We start from the raw sequence: 15,972 nt of genomic DNA on the forward strand, positions 1-15,972 counted from the left end.
CATGTTGATGTACCTGGCCCGCCGGCTGCTGCTGATGATCCCGACGCTGCTGATCATCAGCGCCCTGATTTTCATCATCATCAAGCTGCCGCCCGGCGACTTCCTCAGCAACCAGATCGCGGAGCTGCGCGCCCAGGGCGAAGGCTCGGCGATGGAGCGTGCCGAATTCCTGCGCCACCAGTATGCGCTGGACCGTACCCTGGTGGAGCAATACGCCATCTGGATGGGCTTCATCCCGGGGCCGAACGGCTTCGCCGGCATGCTGCAGGGCGATTGGGGCTGGTCGTTCGAGTATAACCGGCCGGTGAGCGAACTGATCGGCGACCGCCTGCTGATGACGGCGGTGATCAATTTCTTCACCATCCTGTTCGTCTACATTGTCTCCTTCCCGATCGGCGTCTATTCCGCCACGCGGCAATATAGCTGGGGCGATTACGGCTTCACCCTGCTCGGCTATCTCGGCCTCGCCACGCCGAATTTCCTGCTCGCCCTGGTGATGCTGTACTATTTCAACATCTGGTTCGGCATGAGCATCGGCGGCCTGGTGGACGAGCATCTGATCGATGCGCCGTGGAACTGGGAGAAGTTCAAGTCGCTGATGGCGCACATGATCGTGCCGGTGGTGGTGATCGGCACGTCCGGCACGGCGGCGATGATCCGCCGCCTGCGCGCCAACCTGCTCGATGAATTGCAGAAGCAGTATGTCACCACCGCGCGCGCCAAGGGCGTGCCGCCGATGAAGCTGCTGGTGAAGTATCCGATCCGCATGGCGCTGAACCCGTTCATCGCCGATATCGGCAACCTGCTGCCGCATATGGTCTCCGGCTCGGTGATCGTGTCCGTGGTAATGAGCCTGCCGACTGCCGGCCCGATGCTGCTCGGTGCGCTGCAATCCCTGGATCAGTATCTCGCCGGCTCGTTCCTGATGTTCCTGGCGGTGCTGACCGTGTTCGGCATGCTGGTATCCGATATTCTGCTGGCGCTGCTCGATCCGCGCATCCGGCTCACCGGTGGCAAGGCGAAGTAGCATGACCGACAGCACCAACGATACGCGCCTGCAACCCAGTTCTTCCCTGGGGCATTGGGTTTCCAAGGAACCTTTCGATCCCTATTCCGTCGAGAAGCTGTCGCCGGAGCAGGAACGCTATTATCAGGCGTCGCAATGGCAGATGATGTGGTGGAAGTTCAAGCGCCACCGCCTCGGCGTCTGGAGCGCCGTGATCCTGCTGCTGATCTATGGCTCGACGCTGATTTCCGAATTCATCGCGCCCTACAATGTGCAGACCCGCAATGCGCGCGCCATCTACGCGCCGCCGAGCGAGATTCACCTGTTCCATGAGGGCGAATTCGTCGGCCCGTTCGTCTATGGCCTGCGCTTCAAGCTCAATGTCGATACGCTGAAACGCGAATACACCGAGGATACGCGCCGGGTGCTGCCGCTGCGCTTCTTCTGCCAGGGCGACGCCTACCAGTTCTGGGGCGTGATCCCGATGCGCTTCCATTTCGTCTGTCCGTCGGAGGACGGGCATTTCTACTTCATGGGCACCGACCGATTAGGACGCGACATCTATTCGCGCATCGTCTACGGCACCCGCATATCGCTCACTGTCGGCCTGATCGGCATCGCCATCAGCTTCATCATCGGCATCGTGCTGGGCGGTATCTCGGGCTATTACGGCGGCTGGATCGACAATGTGATCCAGCGCATGATCGAAATCATCCGAAGTTTGCCCGAACTGCCGCTGTGGATGGCGCTCTCGGCCGCCCTGCCGGTCACCTGGTCGCCGATCGTGGTCTATTTCGGCATCACCATCATCTTGGGCCTGCTCGACTGGCCTGGCCTCGCCCGCGCCGTGCGCTCCAAGCTGCTGGCCTTGCGCGAGGAGGATTTCTGTACGGCCGCCCAGCTGATGGGCGCCAGCCCCAGCCGCATCATCGGCCGCCACCTGATGCCCAGCTTCATGAGCCATCTGATCGCCTCGGCCACGCTCTCGATCCCGTCCATGATCCTGGGCGAGACCGCGCTGTCCTTCCTCGGCCTCGGCCTGCGCCCGCCGATCACGTCCTGGGGCGTGCTGCTGAACGAGGCCCAGAATATCAACGTGGTGGCGCTATATCCCTGGCTGATGGCCCCGGCCATTCCGGTCGTGCTGGTGGTTTTGGCCTTCAACTTCTTCGGCGACGGGTTGCGGGACGCCGCCGACCCCTATCGCTGAGCGCCTTGTCAACCGCCTAAAAGTTCAGCAACCCCTAGTGGTTGTTTTCCCTTTCCATTTCCGTGGACGGGGAGCATCATGCGGCAAATGTCGTTGGCAAGCGGGGATGGCTTAGGTGCCTAGAGTCGAATTTCTCCGGCACAAGGAGAATACCGACGAGATACGCGTTCACCAGGCGGTGCATCTGGTCAAGATGGTGCCGTTCATGGTCTTCGGCAACCTGCTCTGCATGGCTGCCAGCATCCTCAATGCCCCCAATGTCTTCCTGAACCACTACGTCTACCTGCCCTACGCCATCATCACGCTGCTGATGCTGCCGATGCTGATGAACTGGCGCAAATTCGCCGATGCGCCGGCGCCGATGCGGGTGAGCCGCGGCCGCGTGCGCCGCGCCAGCATCCACGCCCTGCTGCTCGGCCTCGCCTGGTCGGCGGCCTGCATCATGACCTTCCCGCATCTCGATGCCCAGCAACAGTCGATGTTCGTCGGCATCATGGGCGTGATGATGGTGGGCGGCGGCTCGGCACTCTCGCGCATGCCAACCAGCGGCGTCAGCTTCGGCCTGCCGCTCGGCATCGTGCTGCTGGTCTGCGGCGTGGTGTTCGACCGCACGCCTAACCGCGTCGTCACCTTCGGCGTGGTGATGGCCATCATCGCCTATGCCCAGGTGCTGCGCTTCAACTGGCTGGCTTTCGTCGAGCATGTGCGCACCGATGTGTCGCGCCGCGCCCTGCAGGATCGGCTGAATGCCCAGGAGGCCATCGCCAGCGCCCAGCGCGGCCTGATGGAAGCACTGCCCTTCCCGCTGGTGGTGACGCGTGGCGAAATGGCCCTATTCGCCAGCCCCTCGGCGATGCAGGTATTCGGCCTCAAGCCGCAGGACCTGAACAACCCCGATCTCTCCAACCGCCGCTACTTCGCCCGCGACGAGGATTTCCGCTATCTCGCCGGCTGCCAGTTGCGCAACGAAGCCGTGCCGGAAATGCAGGTGCTGTTCAACGGCGCCAATGGCACCACCTTCTGGGCGCTGGTTTCGTGCAAGCCGATCAAGTTCGGCGGCGGCGAAGCCTGGATCAATGCCATCATGCCGATGGAAGAGCGCATGAAGGTGGAGCGTGAACTGGCCAAGGCCAAGGAGCATGCCGAACTGGCGAGCAATGCAAAGACCGATTTCCTCGCCTCGATGAGCCATGAGCTGCGCACGCCGCTCAACGCCATCATCGGCTATTCCGAAATCCTGCTGGAGGAAGCCGAGGAGGAAGGCAACAAGATCTATGCCGACGACCTGGGCAAGATCCGCACCGCCGGCCGCCATATCCTGGCGCTGATCAACGACATACTCGATATAACCAAGATCGAGGCCGGCAAGATGGAAATGACGCCGGAGCATGTCACCTTGCCCGACCTGATGGGCGATGTGAGTGCCGTGATCCGCCGCCTGATGGAGAAGAACGGCAACCAGTTCACGATGGAGAACGATGCCAGCGTGGAAGCGCTGTGGACCGACGTGACCAAGGCACGCCAGACCATCATCAACCTGCTGTCCAATGCCGCCAAGTTCACCCGCGATGGCAGCGTGGTGATCCGCGTCACCTCGGAACAGCGCCAGGGCAAGGACGGGGGCGAGGCCGAGGACTGGCTGCGCTTCACCATCACCGATACCGGCATCGGCATCCCCGAGGACCAGATCGAGAATATCTTCGATGAATTCAACCGCGGCGACAGCAACACCGCGCGGCATTTCGGCGGCACCGGCCTGGGCCTGGCGCTGAGCCGCAAGATCGCCCGCCTGCTCGGCGGCGATATCACCGCCCGCTCCAAGGTCGGCGAAGGCTCGGTATTCGAATTCACCATGCCGGCGCGGCTGGCCGAGGTGGAAACAGCATGACCAAGATCCTGATCGTCGAGGATAACGAGATGAACCGCGACATGCTGGGCCGCCGCCTGGCCAAGCGCGGCTTCGCCATCTGCTTCGCCATCACCGGCGAGGAATGTCTCGACGTGGCGCCGCGCGAGATGCCGGACCTGGTGCTGATGGATATCGGCCTGGGCGAAGGCATCGACGGCCTGGAAACGACACGGCGGCTGAAGGCCGATCCGGCCATGGCGCAAATCCCGGTCATTGCGCTGACCGCCCATGCGCTGGCTACCGACCGCGAGAAATGCCTCGCCGCCGGTTGTGCCGATTACGACACCAAGCCGGTGGACCTGGATCGCCTGCTGAGCAAGATCGGCACCCTCCTCTCCAACGACACGCCGCCCGCATGAACCGCCAATCCTTCGCCGCCTACCGCGTGCTGGTCGTCGATGACCAGCATGAGATGATTGATCTGCTGTCACGCATGCTGCGGCGCATGGGCTTCACCGATCTGCATACCGCCCACAGCGCGCGGGAAGCGGAAGAACTGCTGAACAAGCAATCGTTCCACCTGCTGCTCACCGATTACGCCATGACCGGCAACAGTGGCGCCGCCCTGGTGGCCAAACTGCGCTCCGGCGACCTGCCCTGGGCAACGCCGAGCGATACCCCGGCGATCATGATCACCGGCCATGGCGAGCGCGACTTCGTGATCCAGGCGCGCAATGTCGGCGTCAATGCCTATCTGGTGAAGCCGGTGACGCCGCAGCAGCTTGAAGCCAAGATAGCCGTCGTTTTGCGCGGCTAGCGCACACCCAGCGTAAAACGGTTGCGCGGCTAGAGCGTTACAGGCGCGTCAGCCAGATACTGGCGGGATGCGCGCCCTTGGCACGCGGCAAGGCGCCTAGCGCCTGATCCACATCACGGCTCATCCGCGTAGCAGCATAATGGCTGGCGAAATCCAGTTGCCAGCCGCCGCCGGCCAGCAGCAGCGGCAGGGCCTGCTGCTCGTTATAGCCGCGCCAGAGCCAGTCGGCGGGATAATCATCGGGCAGAAAGATATCGTGGATATGCACATGGCAGCCGGAAGGCAGCCGGGGCAGCACACGGTTGAACAGCCAGTCCACATCACTGCCGGGCATCAGGATATGGCTTGAATCGATGAACAGCAGATCATTGCCTTGCAAGGCATCGAAGATCGCCGGATTGGCGCTCTGGGCAATGCCGGGGCGGAAATCCACCGCCAGGCCTTTCAGCGAGGCACGCGGCGCCGGGTCGATGGCGGTAATGCGTGTGGGCAATGCACCATCCTGGACAGCGCGGGCCATGAAGCGCGTCGAATGGCCAGAGCCGACTTCGACGATGCGCTGCGGCTGCCAGCGGCGCACCAGCGTGTAGGCCGCTGCCGCATCCAGGGTCGGAAACCAATCCTGCTCGAAACGCGGGCTGCCACGGAAGGCGGCGAAATCCGCCGCATGGCCCGCGATGCCATCCAGCACCGCGCGGAATGCCGGCTCGCCCGCCTGCATCAGCGCCGCCATCTCGGCATAGAGCGGCTGCTCGGGCGCGATGCCATCGGCATAGCGGTAGGGAATGAAAAAGCCCTGGCGGCGGATGCCGAACAGCGTTTCAAGCCCCATGCGCAGGCGGCGCCAGTAGATACGCGGCGTCATCAGGGCCGCAGCACCATGCCCTCGCGCGCCACTACCGAGCCGGGCCGCGCCGCCTCGACATCGGCGGCAATGGCATCCATGGCGGCATCGTCATGCTCGGGCTCGTGGTGGAACACCACATAGGTCTTGGCATGGGCGGCATTGCAGAGCGCGATGCCGGCTTCCCAGGTGGAGTGGCCCCAGCCCTTGCGGGTCTTGTACTGCGCCGGGGTGTACATGGAATCGTAGATCACGATATCGGCGTCGCGCACGAACTCGGCCAAGCTGGCGCAGAAGCCTTCCGGCGGATGCTCGGTGTCGGTGAGGTAGCAGATCGACTTGCCTTGGAATTCGACGCGGTAGCCGGTGGCGAGATCGGGATGGCTGAGCGGCGCGGTATGCACGCGGATGCCCGGCGCCGGCTCGATCACCTCGCCCTGGTGGAAATCATGGAAACTGAGATTGGCCTGGAAGATTTCCAGCGGCACCGGGAAAAGCGGCGAGGTCATCATCTGCTTCAGCACGCTCTTGATGCCACCGGTATCGGTAACATGGCCGGCATGGACCCGGAAGGTATTGCGCGGATCGAACAGCGGGCAGAAATGCGGAATGCCGCAGACATGGTCGTAATGCGTATGGGTGAGAAAGAGATCGGCATTCAGCGGCGCGCTGCGCTGCAGGACATTGCCCAGCGCGCGGATGCCGGTGCCGCTGTCGAAAACCAGCACATGCTCGCCGCAGCGGATTTCCAGGCACGAGGTATTGCCGCCATAGCGCATCACATCGGCCGAACCGACGGCAATGGAGCCGCGCACGCCCCAGAAGCGGACGTAAAAATCCTGGCTCATGTGACTGCCTCCCGGCTGCCGCTTGCAGCCATCGCCGCGCTATGCGGAAATACCCCCATCCTCTCCAAAAACGAGCCCCAGAACGCCATGTCCGACGCCTTCATTGTAGAGACCCAGGCCGACCGCGCAACGCTGACCCTGAACCGGCCGGAGAAGCACAACGCGCTGGATATCAACGATCTGGATGCGCTGGACGGCATCCTGCTGGAGCTGGCGGCGAAGCCCGAATTGCGGCTGCTGGTGCTGCGCGCCAAGGGCAAGAGCTTCTGTTCCGGCGTCGATCTCGGCGATGTCGGCAGCCATGACTGGCGCGACAATCCGCTGGAGCGCGTGGCCGACCGCATCGAGGCCTTCCCCTGCCCCACGCTCTGCGTGCTGCAAGGCGGCGTGTATGGCGGCGGCACCGATATCGCGCTGGCCTGCGATTTCCGGCTCGGCGCCGAAGGCATCCGCAGCTTCATCCCGCCGGCCAAGCTGGGCATCCAGTACCATCCGCATGGCTTAAGGCGTGCCGTGTCGCGGCTCGGCCTGAGTGCGGCGAAGCGCCTGTTCCTGGCCACCGAGACCTTCGATGCCAATGAAATGCTGCGCACCGGCTTCCTCGACTGGCTGGTGCCGGCCGCCGAACTGGAAGCCCGCGCCGAGGCATTGACCGGCACGCTCACCGGCCTGGCGCCGCTGTCGCTCAAGGGCATGAAGCAGACGCTGAACGAAATCGCCAACGGCATCCTGGACGAACGCGCGGCGCGCGACCGCTCGGCCAATTCCTTCCGCACCAGTGATGCCGTGGAAGGCCGCCTGGCAATGGCCGAGAAACGGCCGCCGCGTTTCCAGGGCAAATAAGCGGACGCGACAGGTTTCATGGCGACAGCCGGTAGCCGCCCGGCTCGGTCAGCAGCAGCCTGGCTTCCGCCGGGTTGCGCTCGATCTTCTGGCGCAGGCGATAGACATGGGTTTCCAGCGTGTGGGTGGAAACCCCGGCATTGTAGCCCCAGACCTCGGTAAGCAGGGTTTCGCGCGGCACCGGCTTCTGGCCGGCGCGCAGCAGGTATTTCAGGATCGCGGTTTCCTTTTCCGTCAGCCGCACCTTCTTGCCCGCCTTCTCGTTATCGAGCAGCAGCTTGTTGGCCGGGCGGAAGCTGTAGGGCCCGATGGCGAAAACCGCATCCTCGCTCTGCTCGAACTGGCGCAGCTGGGCGCGCGAACGGGCCAGCAGCACGCCCATCTTGAATGGCTTGGAAACATAGTCGTTGGCGCCGGCTTCCAGGCCATGAATGGTATCGGCATCGCTGTCGGCGGCGGTGAGCATGATCACCGGAGTACGCACATTCTGCCGGCGCAGTTCGCGGCAGACCTCGCGGCCATCCAGATCCGGCAGGCCGACATCCAGCAGGATCAGATCGAACAGCTCCCGCTGCACGATATCCAGCGCCGCCTTGCCATCGTTGACGCAGGTGGTGGCGAATTCCTTGGTCGCCTCCAGCTGCTCGGCGAGCAGGGCTTGCAGGGTACGGTCGTCATCGACCAGCAGAACGCGCTTCGGACCACTCATGCGCTATGCGCTCCTCGCTGCATGGCTCCAGCCGGCCCGCCAAACGGACAAGGCCCGGCCCGGGTTTCCCCGGAAGGATCAGTATAGCGAAAAGGGCGGAAAATAGCTCTGTGACCGCCGTCACGGCCCGGTCTGTAACGCGGCCAGGCTGCCTGGGCGGAATTACCCCCTATGAGGGTAATTACTTGAAGCTGACGGAAACGACCTCGTAGCCCTTGGCGCCGCCCGGCGCTGACACTTCCACGCTGTCGCCGGCGCTCTTGCCCATCAGGGCGCGGGCCAGCGGTGCGGTGATCGAGAGCAGGCCGGCCTTGATATCGGATTCATCGGCGCCGACGATCTGGTAGGTCATCTTCTCGTCAGTATCCTCGTCGGCCAGCACCACGGTGGCGCCGAACTTGACGGTGCTGCCGGTCAGCTTCGACACGTCGATCACCTCGGCGCGGGCGAGCTTGTCCTCAAGCTCCATCACGCGGGTCTCGATCCAGCCCTGCTTTTCCTTGGCAGCGTGGTATTCCGCGTTTTCCGACAGGTCGCCATGCTCGCGTGCCTCGGAAATCGCCCGGATAACCTCCGGCCGTTCCACGCTCTTCAGGTGCTTCAATTCCGCTTCCAGGCGCTGATAGCCCGAGGCGGTCATGGGGATGCGCTGCATGGTTCCCTTCCTCGCAAACCCTAAAAATAAGCCTGCAAGGGGGCAACGGCAAGGCTTCCGGCGCGCAGTGCCTCGATGGCGCGCACGGCGGCTTTTGCACCGGCCACGGTCGTGAAATACGGAATCTTGTTCATCAGCGCGGTGCGGCGCAGATCGAAGCTGTCACGGATCGAGGCGGCGCCTTCGGAGGTGTTGAATACCAGCTGGATTTCGCCGTTCTTCATCGAATCCACGATATGCGGACGGCCTTCCATCACCTTCTTCACCACCCGCACCGGGATGCCGTGGCTCTCGAAGAAGCGCGCCGTGCCGGCGGTGGCCACCACCTGCATACCCATGGCCACCAGGCTGCGGGCAGCCTCCACCAGGGCCGGCTTGTCGCCATCACGCACCGAGATGAACACGCTGCCCTCGCTCGGCAGGATGGTGCCGGCGGCAAGCTGCGCCTTGGCGAAGGCCATGCCGAAATCGCGGTCGATGCCCATCACCTCGCCGGTCGACTTCATTTCCGGGCCGAGGATGATATCCACGCCGGGGAAACGGGCGAACGGGAACACGGCTTCCTTCACCGCGATATGGTCATGGCGCTTCTGCTGCAGGCCGAAGCCGGAGAGCTTCTCGCCGGCCATGACGCGGGAAGCAATCTTGGCCAGCGGCTCGCCGATGGCCTTGGCAACGAAAGGCACCGTGCGCGAGGCGCGCGGATTGACTTCCAGGATATACACCACGCCGTCCTTGACCGCGTATTGCACATTCATCAGGCCGACAACCTTGAGCGCGCGGGCCAAAGCCTGGGTCTGCGCCTTGATGTCGTCGATGATCGCCGGGGCCAGGCTGTAGGGCGGCAGCGCGCAGGCGCTGTCGCCGGAATGGATACCGGCTTCCTCGATATGCTCCATCACGCCGGCGACGAACTGCGTCTCGCCATCGGCCAGGCAATCCACGTCGACTTCGATTGCGTCAGAAAGGTAGCTGTCGATCAGCACCGGCGAGGTGCCGGAAACCCGCACCGCCTCGGTCATGTAGCGTTCAAGCTGGGCGTTGTTGCGCACGATTTCCATGGCGCGGCCGCCCAGCACATAGCTCGGGCGGATCACCACCGGATAGCCGATGCGGGCAACCACTTCGCGGGCCTCGGCTTCCGAACGGGCGATGCCGTTGGTCGGCTGCTTCAGGTTCAGCTGCTGCAACAGCTGCTGGAACCGTTCGCGGTCTTCCGCCAGGTCGATGGCATCCGGCGAGGTGCCGAGGATCGGCACGCGGGCGGCTTCCAGGCCAGCGGCAAGTTTCAGCGGCGTCTGGCCGCCAAGCTGCACGATTACGCCATGCAGATTGCCGTTCGACTGCTCGACGCGCACGATCTCCAGCACGTCCTCAACGGTCAGCGGCTCGAAATACAGGCGGTCAGAAGTGTCGTAATCGGTCGACACGGTTTCCGGGTTGCAGTTGACCATGATGGTCTCATAGCCCGCCTCTTTCAGCGCATAGGCGGCATGGACGCAGCAATAGTCGAACTCGATGCCCTGGCCGATGCGGTTCGGGCCGCCGCCGAGGATGATCACCTTCTTGCGCTCGCTGGGCTGCGCCTCGCATTCGGCGCTCTCGCCGAATTCGTAGGTGGAATACATATACGGCGTGCGGCTCTCGAATTCGGCGGCGCAGGTATCCACCCGCTTGAACACCGGATGCACCTTGGCCTTGGCGCGCGCGGCGGCCACATCGGCTTCCCTGGTGCCGGTCAGTTCAGCCAGGCGCGGATCGGAGAAGCCCATCTGCTTGAGCTGGCGCAGGGCAACGGCATCGCTGGGCAGGCCGTTCTTGCGCAGGCCCTGTTCGGTGCGCACGATCTCCTCGATCTGGCGCAGGAACCAGGGATCGAACTTGCAGGCGCCCTGGATTTCCTCGACCGTCAGGCCATGGCGGAAAGCCTGGGCGATCACCAGCAGCCGGTCCGGCGTCGGCCTGGAAAGCGCCGCCTTGATCAGCTCCTTGTCGTCATCCTCGACATTCGGGATCACCAGTTCATTCAGGCCGGTGAGGCCGGTTTCCATGGAGCGCAGCGCCTTTTGCAGGCTCTCCTGGAAGCAGCGGCCCATCGACATCGCCTCGCCCACCGACTTCATCGAGGTGTTGAGCAGCTTCTCGGTGCCGGGGAATTTCTCGAAGGTGAAGCGCGGCATCTTGGTGACGATGTAATCGATCGTCGGCTCGAAGGACGCCGGCGTCACCCCGGTGATGTCGTTCATCAGTTCATCGAGCGTGTAGCCCACCGCCAGCTTCGCCGCCACCTTGGCAATCGGGAAGCCGGTGGCCTTGGAGGCCAGCGCGGAGGAACGCGACACGCGCGGATTCATCTCGATGACCACCATGCGGCCATCGTCGGGATTGACCGCGAATTGCACGTTCGAGCCGCCGGTCTCAACGCCGATCTCGCGCAAAACCGCCATCGAGGCGTCGCGCATGATCTGGTATTCCTTGTCGGTGAGCGTCAGCGCCGGGGCAACCGTGATGCTGTCGCCGGTATGCACGCCCATCGGATCGATGTTTTCAATCGAGCAGACGATGATGCAGTTGTCCTTGCGGTCGCGGACAACCTCCATCTCGTATTCCTTCCAGCCGAGCACCGATTCATCGATCAGCACTTCGGTGGTCGGCGAGGCATCCAGGCCGCGCAGCACGATTTCATCAAACTCATCGCGGGTATAGGCGATGCCGCCGCCGGTGCCTGCCAGCGTGAAGCTGGGGCGGATCACCGCCGGCAGGCCGGTCTCGGCCAGCACGGCGCGGGCTTCGTCCAGCGTATGCGCGGTGGCGGATTTGGGCATGTCGAGGCCCAGGCGCTGCATCGCCTGGCGGAACAGTTCGCGGTCCTCGGCCATGGCGATGGCGTCGCGGCTGGCGCCGATCAGCTTCACCTTGAACTTTTCCAGCGTGCCATTCTCGGCCAGCTTCATCGCGGTGTTCAGCGCGGTCTGGCCGCCCATGGTGGGCAGCAGCGCGTCCGGCCGTTCCTTCTCGATGATCTTGGCGACGATATCGGGCGTGATCGGCTCGATATAGGTGGCATCCGCCAGGCCCGGATCGGTCATGATCGTGGCCGGGTTGGAGTTGATCAGGATGACGCGGTAGCCTTCCTGCTTCAGCGCCTGGCAGGCCTGGGTGCCGGAGTAATCGAATTCGCAGGCCTGGCCAATCACGATCGGCCCGGCGCCGATGATCAGGATGCTCTGGATATCGGTGCGCTTAGGCATGGGAAACCTTCAATTCCAAACCAGCAATCGTCAAGCCCGGGGCGACGGCATGGGGGATAAACCGGCTCACTTCACCTTCTCCATCAGATCGACGAAGCGCTGGAAAAGATAGTGGCTGTCCTGCGGGCCGGGCGAGGCTTCCGGGTGGTACTGCACCGAGAAGACCGGCTTGTCGGTCAGCTTGATGCCTTCGTTGGAGCCGTCGAACAGCGACACATGGGTGCGCACGACATTGGCCGGCAGGCTTTCCTCCACCACGCAGAAACCATGGTTCTGGCTGGTGATTTCCACCTTGCCGGTTTCCAGGTCCTTGACCGGATGGTTGGCGCCGCGATGGCCGCGCTCCATCTTCGCGGTCTTGCCGCCGAGCGCCAGTGCCAGCATCTGGTGGCCGAGGCAGATGCCGAAAACCGGCTTGCCGCTATCCACCAGCGCCTTGATCGTCGGCACCGCATAAACGCCGGTGGCCGCCGGATCGCCGGGGCCGTTGGAGAGGAAGATGCCGTCCGGCTTGTGGCGCAGCACATCGTCCGCCGTGCTGTTGCCGGGCAGTACGGTGACGCGGCAACCGACGCTCGCCAGGTTGCGCAGGATGTTGCGCTTGATGCCATAATCCAGCGCCACGACATGGTATTTCGGCGCTGTCTGCTTGCCGTAGCCCTGGCCCAGGGTCCACAGCGTCTCATCCCAGCCATAGGTCTGGCGGCAGCTTACATCCTTGGCCAGGTCCATGCCTTCCAGGCCCGGCCAGGCCTTGGCCTGGGCGGTGAGCGCGGCGATATCGAACTTGCCGTCCTTGCGGTAGGCGATCACGCCGTTCGGCGCACCGAGATCGCGGATGCGCCGGGTCATGGCGCGGGTATCGATGCCGGACAGGCCGATCAGGTTGCGCGCCTTGAGCCAGGCATCCAGGTGATGGTCGCTGCGGAAGTTGGAGGGCGCGGTGATCGGCGCGCGCAGGATCAGGCCGCGTGCGGCGATGCCCTGGGTTTCGATATCTTCCGGGTTGGTGCCGGTATTGCCGATATGCGGAAAGGTGAAGGTGATGATCTGGCCGGCATAGGAAGGATCGGTGAGGATTTCCTGGTAGCCCGTCATCGAGGTGTTGAAGCAGATTTCGCCTTCCGCAACGCCCTCGGCGCCGAGGCCATGGCCGCGGAAAACACTGCCATCGGCCAGGACGACGATTCCCGTCAGCCCTGGTTGCGGCGGCTGCGGGTCGATCGGCTGCGGCGACATGTCCGGTACTCCATCTGGCGCCGCTGGAGGCGCAGTATTTGGGCCGCATGAAGCTGCCGGAGCGGGTTTAAGCGAACCTCGGCTCCGGGCTGCTGACGGCCCTGTTGTGGATGAGCGGCCGGGCGCTGACTTGCCCCGCCGACCGGGGCCGGACCATAGCAAATCACGCCATTCCGTCAAGTCGCAACATGTATCGAAACATTCAGAGTTATCAACAGGTTATAGTTTTTGCCTGGAATCGGATGTTCGAGTATGCTCGCCCCTTTCCGGTATGCTTTTCGTGGGGATAAAAACGATGTTGCGGACAACCCTGAGCGACGCCCTCAAAGAGGCGATGAAGGCCAAAGATGCCCGCCGTATCAGTACCTTGCGGCTGATCCTGGCGGCGCTCAAGGACCGCGATATCAACGCCCGCACCGATGGCGCCGACCGCACCGGGATTCCGGAGCAGGATATTCTCGCCATGCTCCAGACCATGGTGCGCCAGCGCCGCGAATCGATCAGCGCCTATGAACAGGGCGGCCGCCCCGACCTGGTGGACCAGGAAAAGGAAGAAATCGCCATCATCGAGTCGTTCCTGCCCAAGCAGATGGAGCAGGCCGAGATCGAAGCCGCCGCCAAGGCCGCGATTGCCGAAGTGGGCGCCACCGGCATCAAGGATATGGGCAAGGCGATGGGCGTGCTGAAGGGCAAGTATGTCGGCCAGATGGATTTCGGCAAGGCGTCGGCGGTGCTGAAGGGCCTGCTGAGCTGAAGCAGGTATAGACTGGAAGGGCCATGGCCCAATTTCCCGAGTCGTTCCTTGAGGAGCTGCGTAACCGGGTATCGCTGCCTGGCCTGATCGGCCGGCATGTGCGACTGACCAAGCGTGGCCGCGACTATCTCGGCCTGTGCCCGTTCCACAACGAAAAGACGCCGTCCTTCCACGTCTACGACGATCATTACCATTGCTTCGGCTGCGGCGCCCATGGCGACGCCATCGAATTCCTGAAAAGCAAAAGCGGCCTCTCCTTCCACGAATCCATTGAGCAGCTGGCGGGCGAAGCCGGCCTTGCCGTGCCGCAGCAGCGGCCCGAGGACCGCGAGCGCGACAAGCAGGCGGCTTCGCTCAACACCGCGCTTGAGGAATGTGCCAAATGGTATGAAGGCCAGTTGCAGGCCGCCGTGGGCCGCGAGGCGAAAGCCTATGTCGAGCGCCGTGGCCTGTCGCGCGAAACCATTGCGCGTTTCCGCCTCGGCTATGCCCCGGCTGCCCGCACGGCGCTGAAAGAAGCCATGCTGGCGCGGCAGATCCCGGAAGCATTGCTGATCGAGAGCGGCATGCTGATCAAGCCCGATGATGGCGGCCAGAGCTATGACCGCTTCCGCAACCGGGTGATGTTTCCGATTGCGGACCGGCGCGGCCGGGTGATCGCCTTCGGCGGCCGCGCGCTGGACCCGGATGCCCCGGCCAAGTATCTCAACTCGCCGGAAACGCCGCTGTTTCACAAGAGCCACACGCTCTACAACATCGCGCTGGCCCGCGAGGCGTCGCGCGAGGCCGGCACCGTGCTGGTGGCGGAAGGCTACATGGACGTGATCGCGCTGGCCCAGGCCGGCATCAGCCATGCCGTGGCACCGCTCGGCACGGCGCTGACCGAGGACCAGATGGCGCTGCTGTGGCGCATGGCGGCAGAGCCGGTGCTGTGTTTCGACGGCGACAAGGCCGGCCTCAAGGCAGCGCTCCGCGCCGTGGACCGCGCCCTGCCCTTGCTGGAACCGGGCAAGTCCTTCCGCTTCGCCCTGCTGCCTGCCGGCCAGGACCCGGACGATCTGGTAAAGGCAGGCGGGCGGGCCGCAATGGAGGAAGTACTCGCCCAGGCCCTGCCGCTTTCCGAGATGCTGTGGCGCAAGGAAACCGAGGGCCAGGCCATCGACACCCCGGAACGCCGCGCGGCGCTGGAAAACACGCTCAAGGCCGCCGCCTTCCGCATCAAGCATCCAGGCGTGCAGAACCACTACCGCGAGCATCTGCGCGAGCGGCTGCGTACCCTTTTTGCCCCTGCCCGCCCCAGCCGCCCAGGCGGCCTTAAGCAATTCGGCCCCGGCCAGATGCGCCCAGGCTGGACCGGGGAACGCTGGACCGGCGGCCGGCCCGGTTTTGGCCGCCCGGTGGGGGATATGGCCGCCCCCCAGGCCCCGGATACCGGCGACCGGCGGGAAAAAGCCCTGCTTATGGGATTACTCCGCCATCCCTGGCTGGTAGAAGACCATGCCGAGGCGGTGGCGCGGCTGACATTCCCGAATCACCTGCTTGACAGCCTCAAGATGCGGATTCTAGAAGAAGCCTCCCGCCATCCCGGTCTTGACGGCGAGGGTCTGGCGTCCCATCTGAGGGGCCAGGGCCTTGGCACGTCGCTCGACCTCGTGTTCGGCGAGGAATATCGGGTGCTTGAGCCATTTACCAAGGCCGAGACCCTGCGAGACAAGGTTGAGAGAGGCTGGTTCCAGGCCGTGCAGCGTTATCGGTTGAACGAGCTGGAAAAGGAACTGGCGGCCGCCCAGGCGGAACTCGCCGATGATATGAGCCCGGATGCCTGGCGCCGTTTTTCGGCATTGCAGGCGGAAGTGGGCGCGGCCCGAAGCCAGGTATCGGCCTCGGACGACGAGTGATGATGAGACTGGAGCCGTTCCTCGCGGGGCGGCTCCGTGTGTTTTGGAC

General features: G+C 63.9%; 14 protein-coding genes. 8 read left to right on the top strand and 6 right to left on the bottom strand.

Going from position 1 to position 15,972, the window contains the following annotated elements; genetic code table 11:
• The first annotated feature begins 1 nt into the window (after nucleotide 1).
• From ACQY7X_RS21790 to ACQY7X_RS21810, 5 genes are all read left to right on the top strand, one after another.
• Nucleotides 2-1,027 carry an ABC transporter permease gene (locus ACQY7X_RS21790; protein WP_428247593.1) on the top strand — a complete coding sequence of 342 codons (1,026 nt, stop codon included), beginning with the start codon at nucleotides 2-4 and terminating at the stop codon, nucleotides 1,025-1,027.
• A 1-nt stretch (nucleotide 1,028) separates the two neighbouring features.
• Nucleotides 1,029-2,216 carry an ABC transporter permease gene (locus tag ACQY7X_RS21795; RefSeq protein WP_428247594.1) on the top strand — a complete coding sequence of 396 codons (1,188 nt, stop codon included), beginning with the start codon at nucleotides 1,029-1,031 and terminating at the stop codon, nucleotides 2,214-2,216.
• A gap of 115 nt (nucleotides 2,217-2,331) precedes the next feature.
• A complete protein-coding gene (locus tag ACQY7X_RS21800) occupies nucleotides 2,332-4,104 on the top strand; it encodes an ATP-binding protein (RefSeq protein ID WP_428247595.1) in 1,773 nt (590 codons plus the stop codon).
• Nucleotides 4,101-4,484: a response regulator gene (locus tag ACQY7X_RS21805; protein ID WP_428247596.1), complete on the top strand. Its 384-nt coding sequence runs from the start codon at nucleotides 4,101-4,103 to the stop codon at nucleotides 4,482-4,484. Before ACQY7X_RS21800 ends, ACQY7X_RS21805 begins: the two co-directional genes overlap by 4 nt.
• The gene (locus tag ACQY7X_RS21810; RefSeq protein ID WP_428247597.1) at nucleotides 4,481-4,882 is read left to right on the top strand and encodes a response regulator; all 402 of its coding nucleotides are present in this window, start codon (nucleotides 4,481-4,483) and stop codon (nucleotides 4,880-4,882) included. The genes ACQY7X_RS21805 and ACQY7X_RS21810 overlap by 4 nt, the downstream gene beginning before the upstream one ends.
• 37 nt (nucleotides 4,883-4,919) lie before the next feature.
• Here ACQY7X_RS21810 and ACQY7X_RS21815 read toward each other — a convergent pair whose 3' ends face one another.
• The gene (locus ACQY7X_RS21815; protein WP_428247598.1) at nucleotides 4,920-5,747 is read right to left on the bottom strand and encodes a class I SAM-dependent methyltransferase; all 828 of its coding nucleotides are present in this window, start codon (nucleotides 5,745-5,747) and stop codon (nucleotides 4,920-4,922) included.
• Nucleotides 5,747-6,574 (bottom strand): MBL fold metallo-hydrolase, encoded by an 828-nt coding sequence (locus ACQY7X_RS21820; protein WP_428247599.1) that lies wholly within the window; start codon nucleotides 6,572-6,574, stop codon nucleotides 5,747-5,749. The genes ACQY7X_RS21815 and ACQY7X_RS21820 overlap by 1 nt, the downstream gene beginning before the upstream one ends.
• 87 nt (nucleotides 6,575-6,661) lie before the next feature.
• Here ACQY7X_RS21820 and ACQY7X_RS21825 point away from each other — a divergent pair, with 87 nt between their 5' ends.
• The gene (locus ACQY7X_RS21825) at nucleotides 6,662-7,417 is read left to right on the top strand and encodes an enoyl-CoA hydratase/isomerase family protein (protein ID WP_428247600.1); all 756 of its coding nucleotides are present in this window, start codon (nucleotides 6,662-6,664) and stop codon (nucleotides 7,415-7,417) included.
• 16 nt (nucleotides 7,418-7,433) lie between these two features.
• Here the strand turns inward: ACQY7X_RS21825 and ACQY7X_RS21830 are convergent, their stop codons facing one another.
• The 4 genes from ACQY7X_RS21830 to carA all read right to left on the bottom strand — a co-directional run bounded on the left by ACQY7X_RS21830 (nucleotide 7,434) and on the right by carA (nucleotide 13,271).
• On the bottom strand, nucleotides 7,434-8,126 hold the full coding sequence (locus tag ACQY7X_RS21830) for a response regulator transcription factor (protein WP_428247601.1): 693 nt from the start codon (nucleotides 8,124-8,126) through the stop codon (nucleotides 7,434-7,436).
• 181 nt (nucleotides 8,127-8,307) lie between these two features.
• A complete protein-coding gene (gene greA, locus ACQY7X_RS21835; RefSeq protein ID WP_428247602.1) occupies nucleotides 8,308-8,781 on the bottom strand; it encodes a transcription elongation factor GreA in 474 nt (157 codons plus the stop codon).
• 20 nt (nucleotides 8,782-8,801) lie between these two features.
• Complete coding sequence (gene carB / locus ACQY7X_RS21840; RefSeq protein ID WP_428247603.1) at nucleotides 8,802-12,032, bottom strand: carbamoyl-phosphate synthase large subunit; 3,231 nt, start codon at nucleotides 12,030-12,032, stop codon at nucleotides 8,802-8,804.
• 66 nt (nucleotides 12,033-12,098) lie between these two features.
• Nucleotides 12,099-13,271, bottom strand: a complete 1,173-nt coding sequence (gene carA, locus ACQY7X_RS21845) for a glutamine-hydrolyzing carbamoyl-phosphate synthase small subunit (protein WP_428247604.1) — start codon at nucleotides 13,269-13,271, stop codon at nucleotides 12,099-12,101.
• Nucleotides 13,272-13,566: 295 nt separating this feature from the next.
• Here carA and ACQY7X_RS21850 point away from each other — a divergent pair, with 295 nt between their 5' ends.
• Nucleotides 13,567-14,025: a GatB/YqeY domain-containing protein gene (locus ACQY7X_RS21850; protein ID WP_428247605.1), complete on the top strand. Its 459-nt coding sequence runs from the start codon at nucleotides 13,567-13,569 to the stop codon at nucleotides 14,023-14,025.
• Nucleotides 14,026-14,048: 23 nt separating this feature from the next.
• The gene (gene dnaG, locus ACQY7X_RS21855; RefSeq protein WP_428247606.1) at nucleotides 14,049-15,923 is read left to right on the top strand and encodes a DNA primase; all 1,875 of its coding nucleotides are present in this window, start codon (nucleotides 14,049-14,051) and stop codon (nucleotides 15,921-15,923) included.
• Nucleotides 15,924-15,972 lie beyond the last annotated feature (49 nt).

The sequence above is a fragment of the Ferrovibrio sp. genome, assembly GCF_965278975.1.
Lineage (GTDB): Bacteria > Pseudomonadota > Alphaproteobacteria > Ferrovibrionales > Ferrovibrionaceae > Ferrovibrio.

Bases quoted from the DNA above. Each gene is read 5' to 3' on its own strand.
- ACQY7X_RS21790 (WP_428247593.1), top strand. From the start codon at position 2: ATGTTGATGTACCTGGCCCGCCGGCTGCTGCTGATGATCCCGACGCTG.
- ACQY7X_RS21795 (WP_428247594.1), top strand. From the start codon at position 1,029: ATGACCGACAGCACCAACGATACGCGCCTGCAACCCAGTTCTTCCCTG.
- ACQY7X_RS21805 (WP_428247596.1), top strand. From the start codon at position 4,101: ATGACCAAGATCCTGATCGTCGAGGATAACGAGATGAACCGCGACATG.
- ACQY7X_RS21810 (WP_428247597.1), top strand. From the start codon at position 4,481: ATGAACCGCCAATCCTTCGCCGCCTACCGCGTGCTGGTCGTCGATGAC.
- ACQY7X_RS21815 (WP_428247598.1), bottom strand. From the start codon at position 5,747: ATGACGCCGCGTATCTACTGGCGCCGCCTGCGCATGGGGCTTGAAACG.
- ACQY7X_RS21820 (WP_428247599.1), bottom strand. From the start codon at position 6,574: ATGAGCCAGGATTTTTACGTCCGCTTCTGGGGCGTGCGCGGCTCCATT.
- ACQY7X_RS21825 (WP_428247600.1), top strand. From the start codon at position 6,662: ATGTCCGACGCCTTCATTGTAGAGACCCAGGCCGACCGCGCAACGCTG.
- ACQY7X_RS21830 (WP_428247601.1), bottom strand. From the start codon at position 8,126: ATGAGTGGTCCGAAGCGCGTTCTGCTGGTCGATGACGACCGTACCCTG.
- greA (WP_428247602.1), bottom strand. From the start codon at position 8,781: ATGCAGCGCATCCCCATGACCGCCTCGGGCTATCAGCGCCTGGAAGCG.
- carB (WP_428247603.1), bottom strand. From the start codon at position 12,032: ATGCCTAAGCGCACCGATATCCAGAGCATCCTGATCATCGGCGCCGGG.
- carA (WP_428247604.1), bottom strand. From the start codon at position 13,271: ATGTCGCCGCAGCCGATCGACCCGCAGCCGCCGCAACCAGGGCTGACG.
- ACQY7X_RS21850 (WP_428247605.1), top strand. From the start codon at position 13,567: ATGTTGCGGACAACCCTGAGCGACGCCCTCAAAGAGGCGATGAAGGCC.
- dnaG (WP_428247606.1), top strand. From the start codon at position 14,049: ATGGCCCAATTTCCCGAGTCGTTCCTTGAGGAGCTGCGTAACCGGGTA.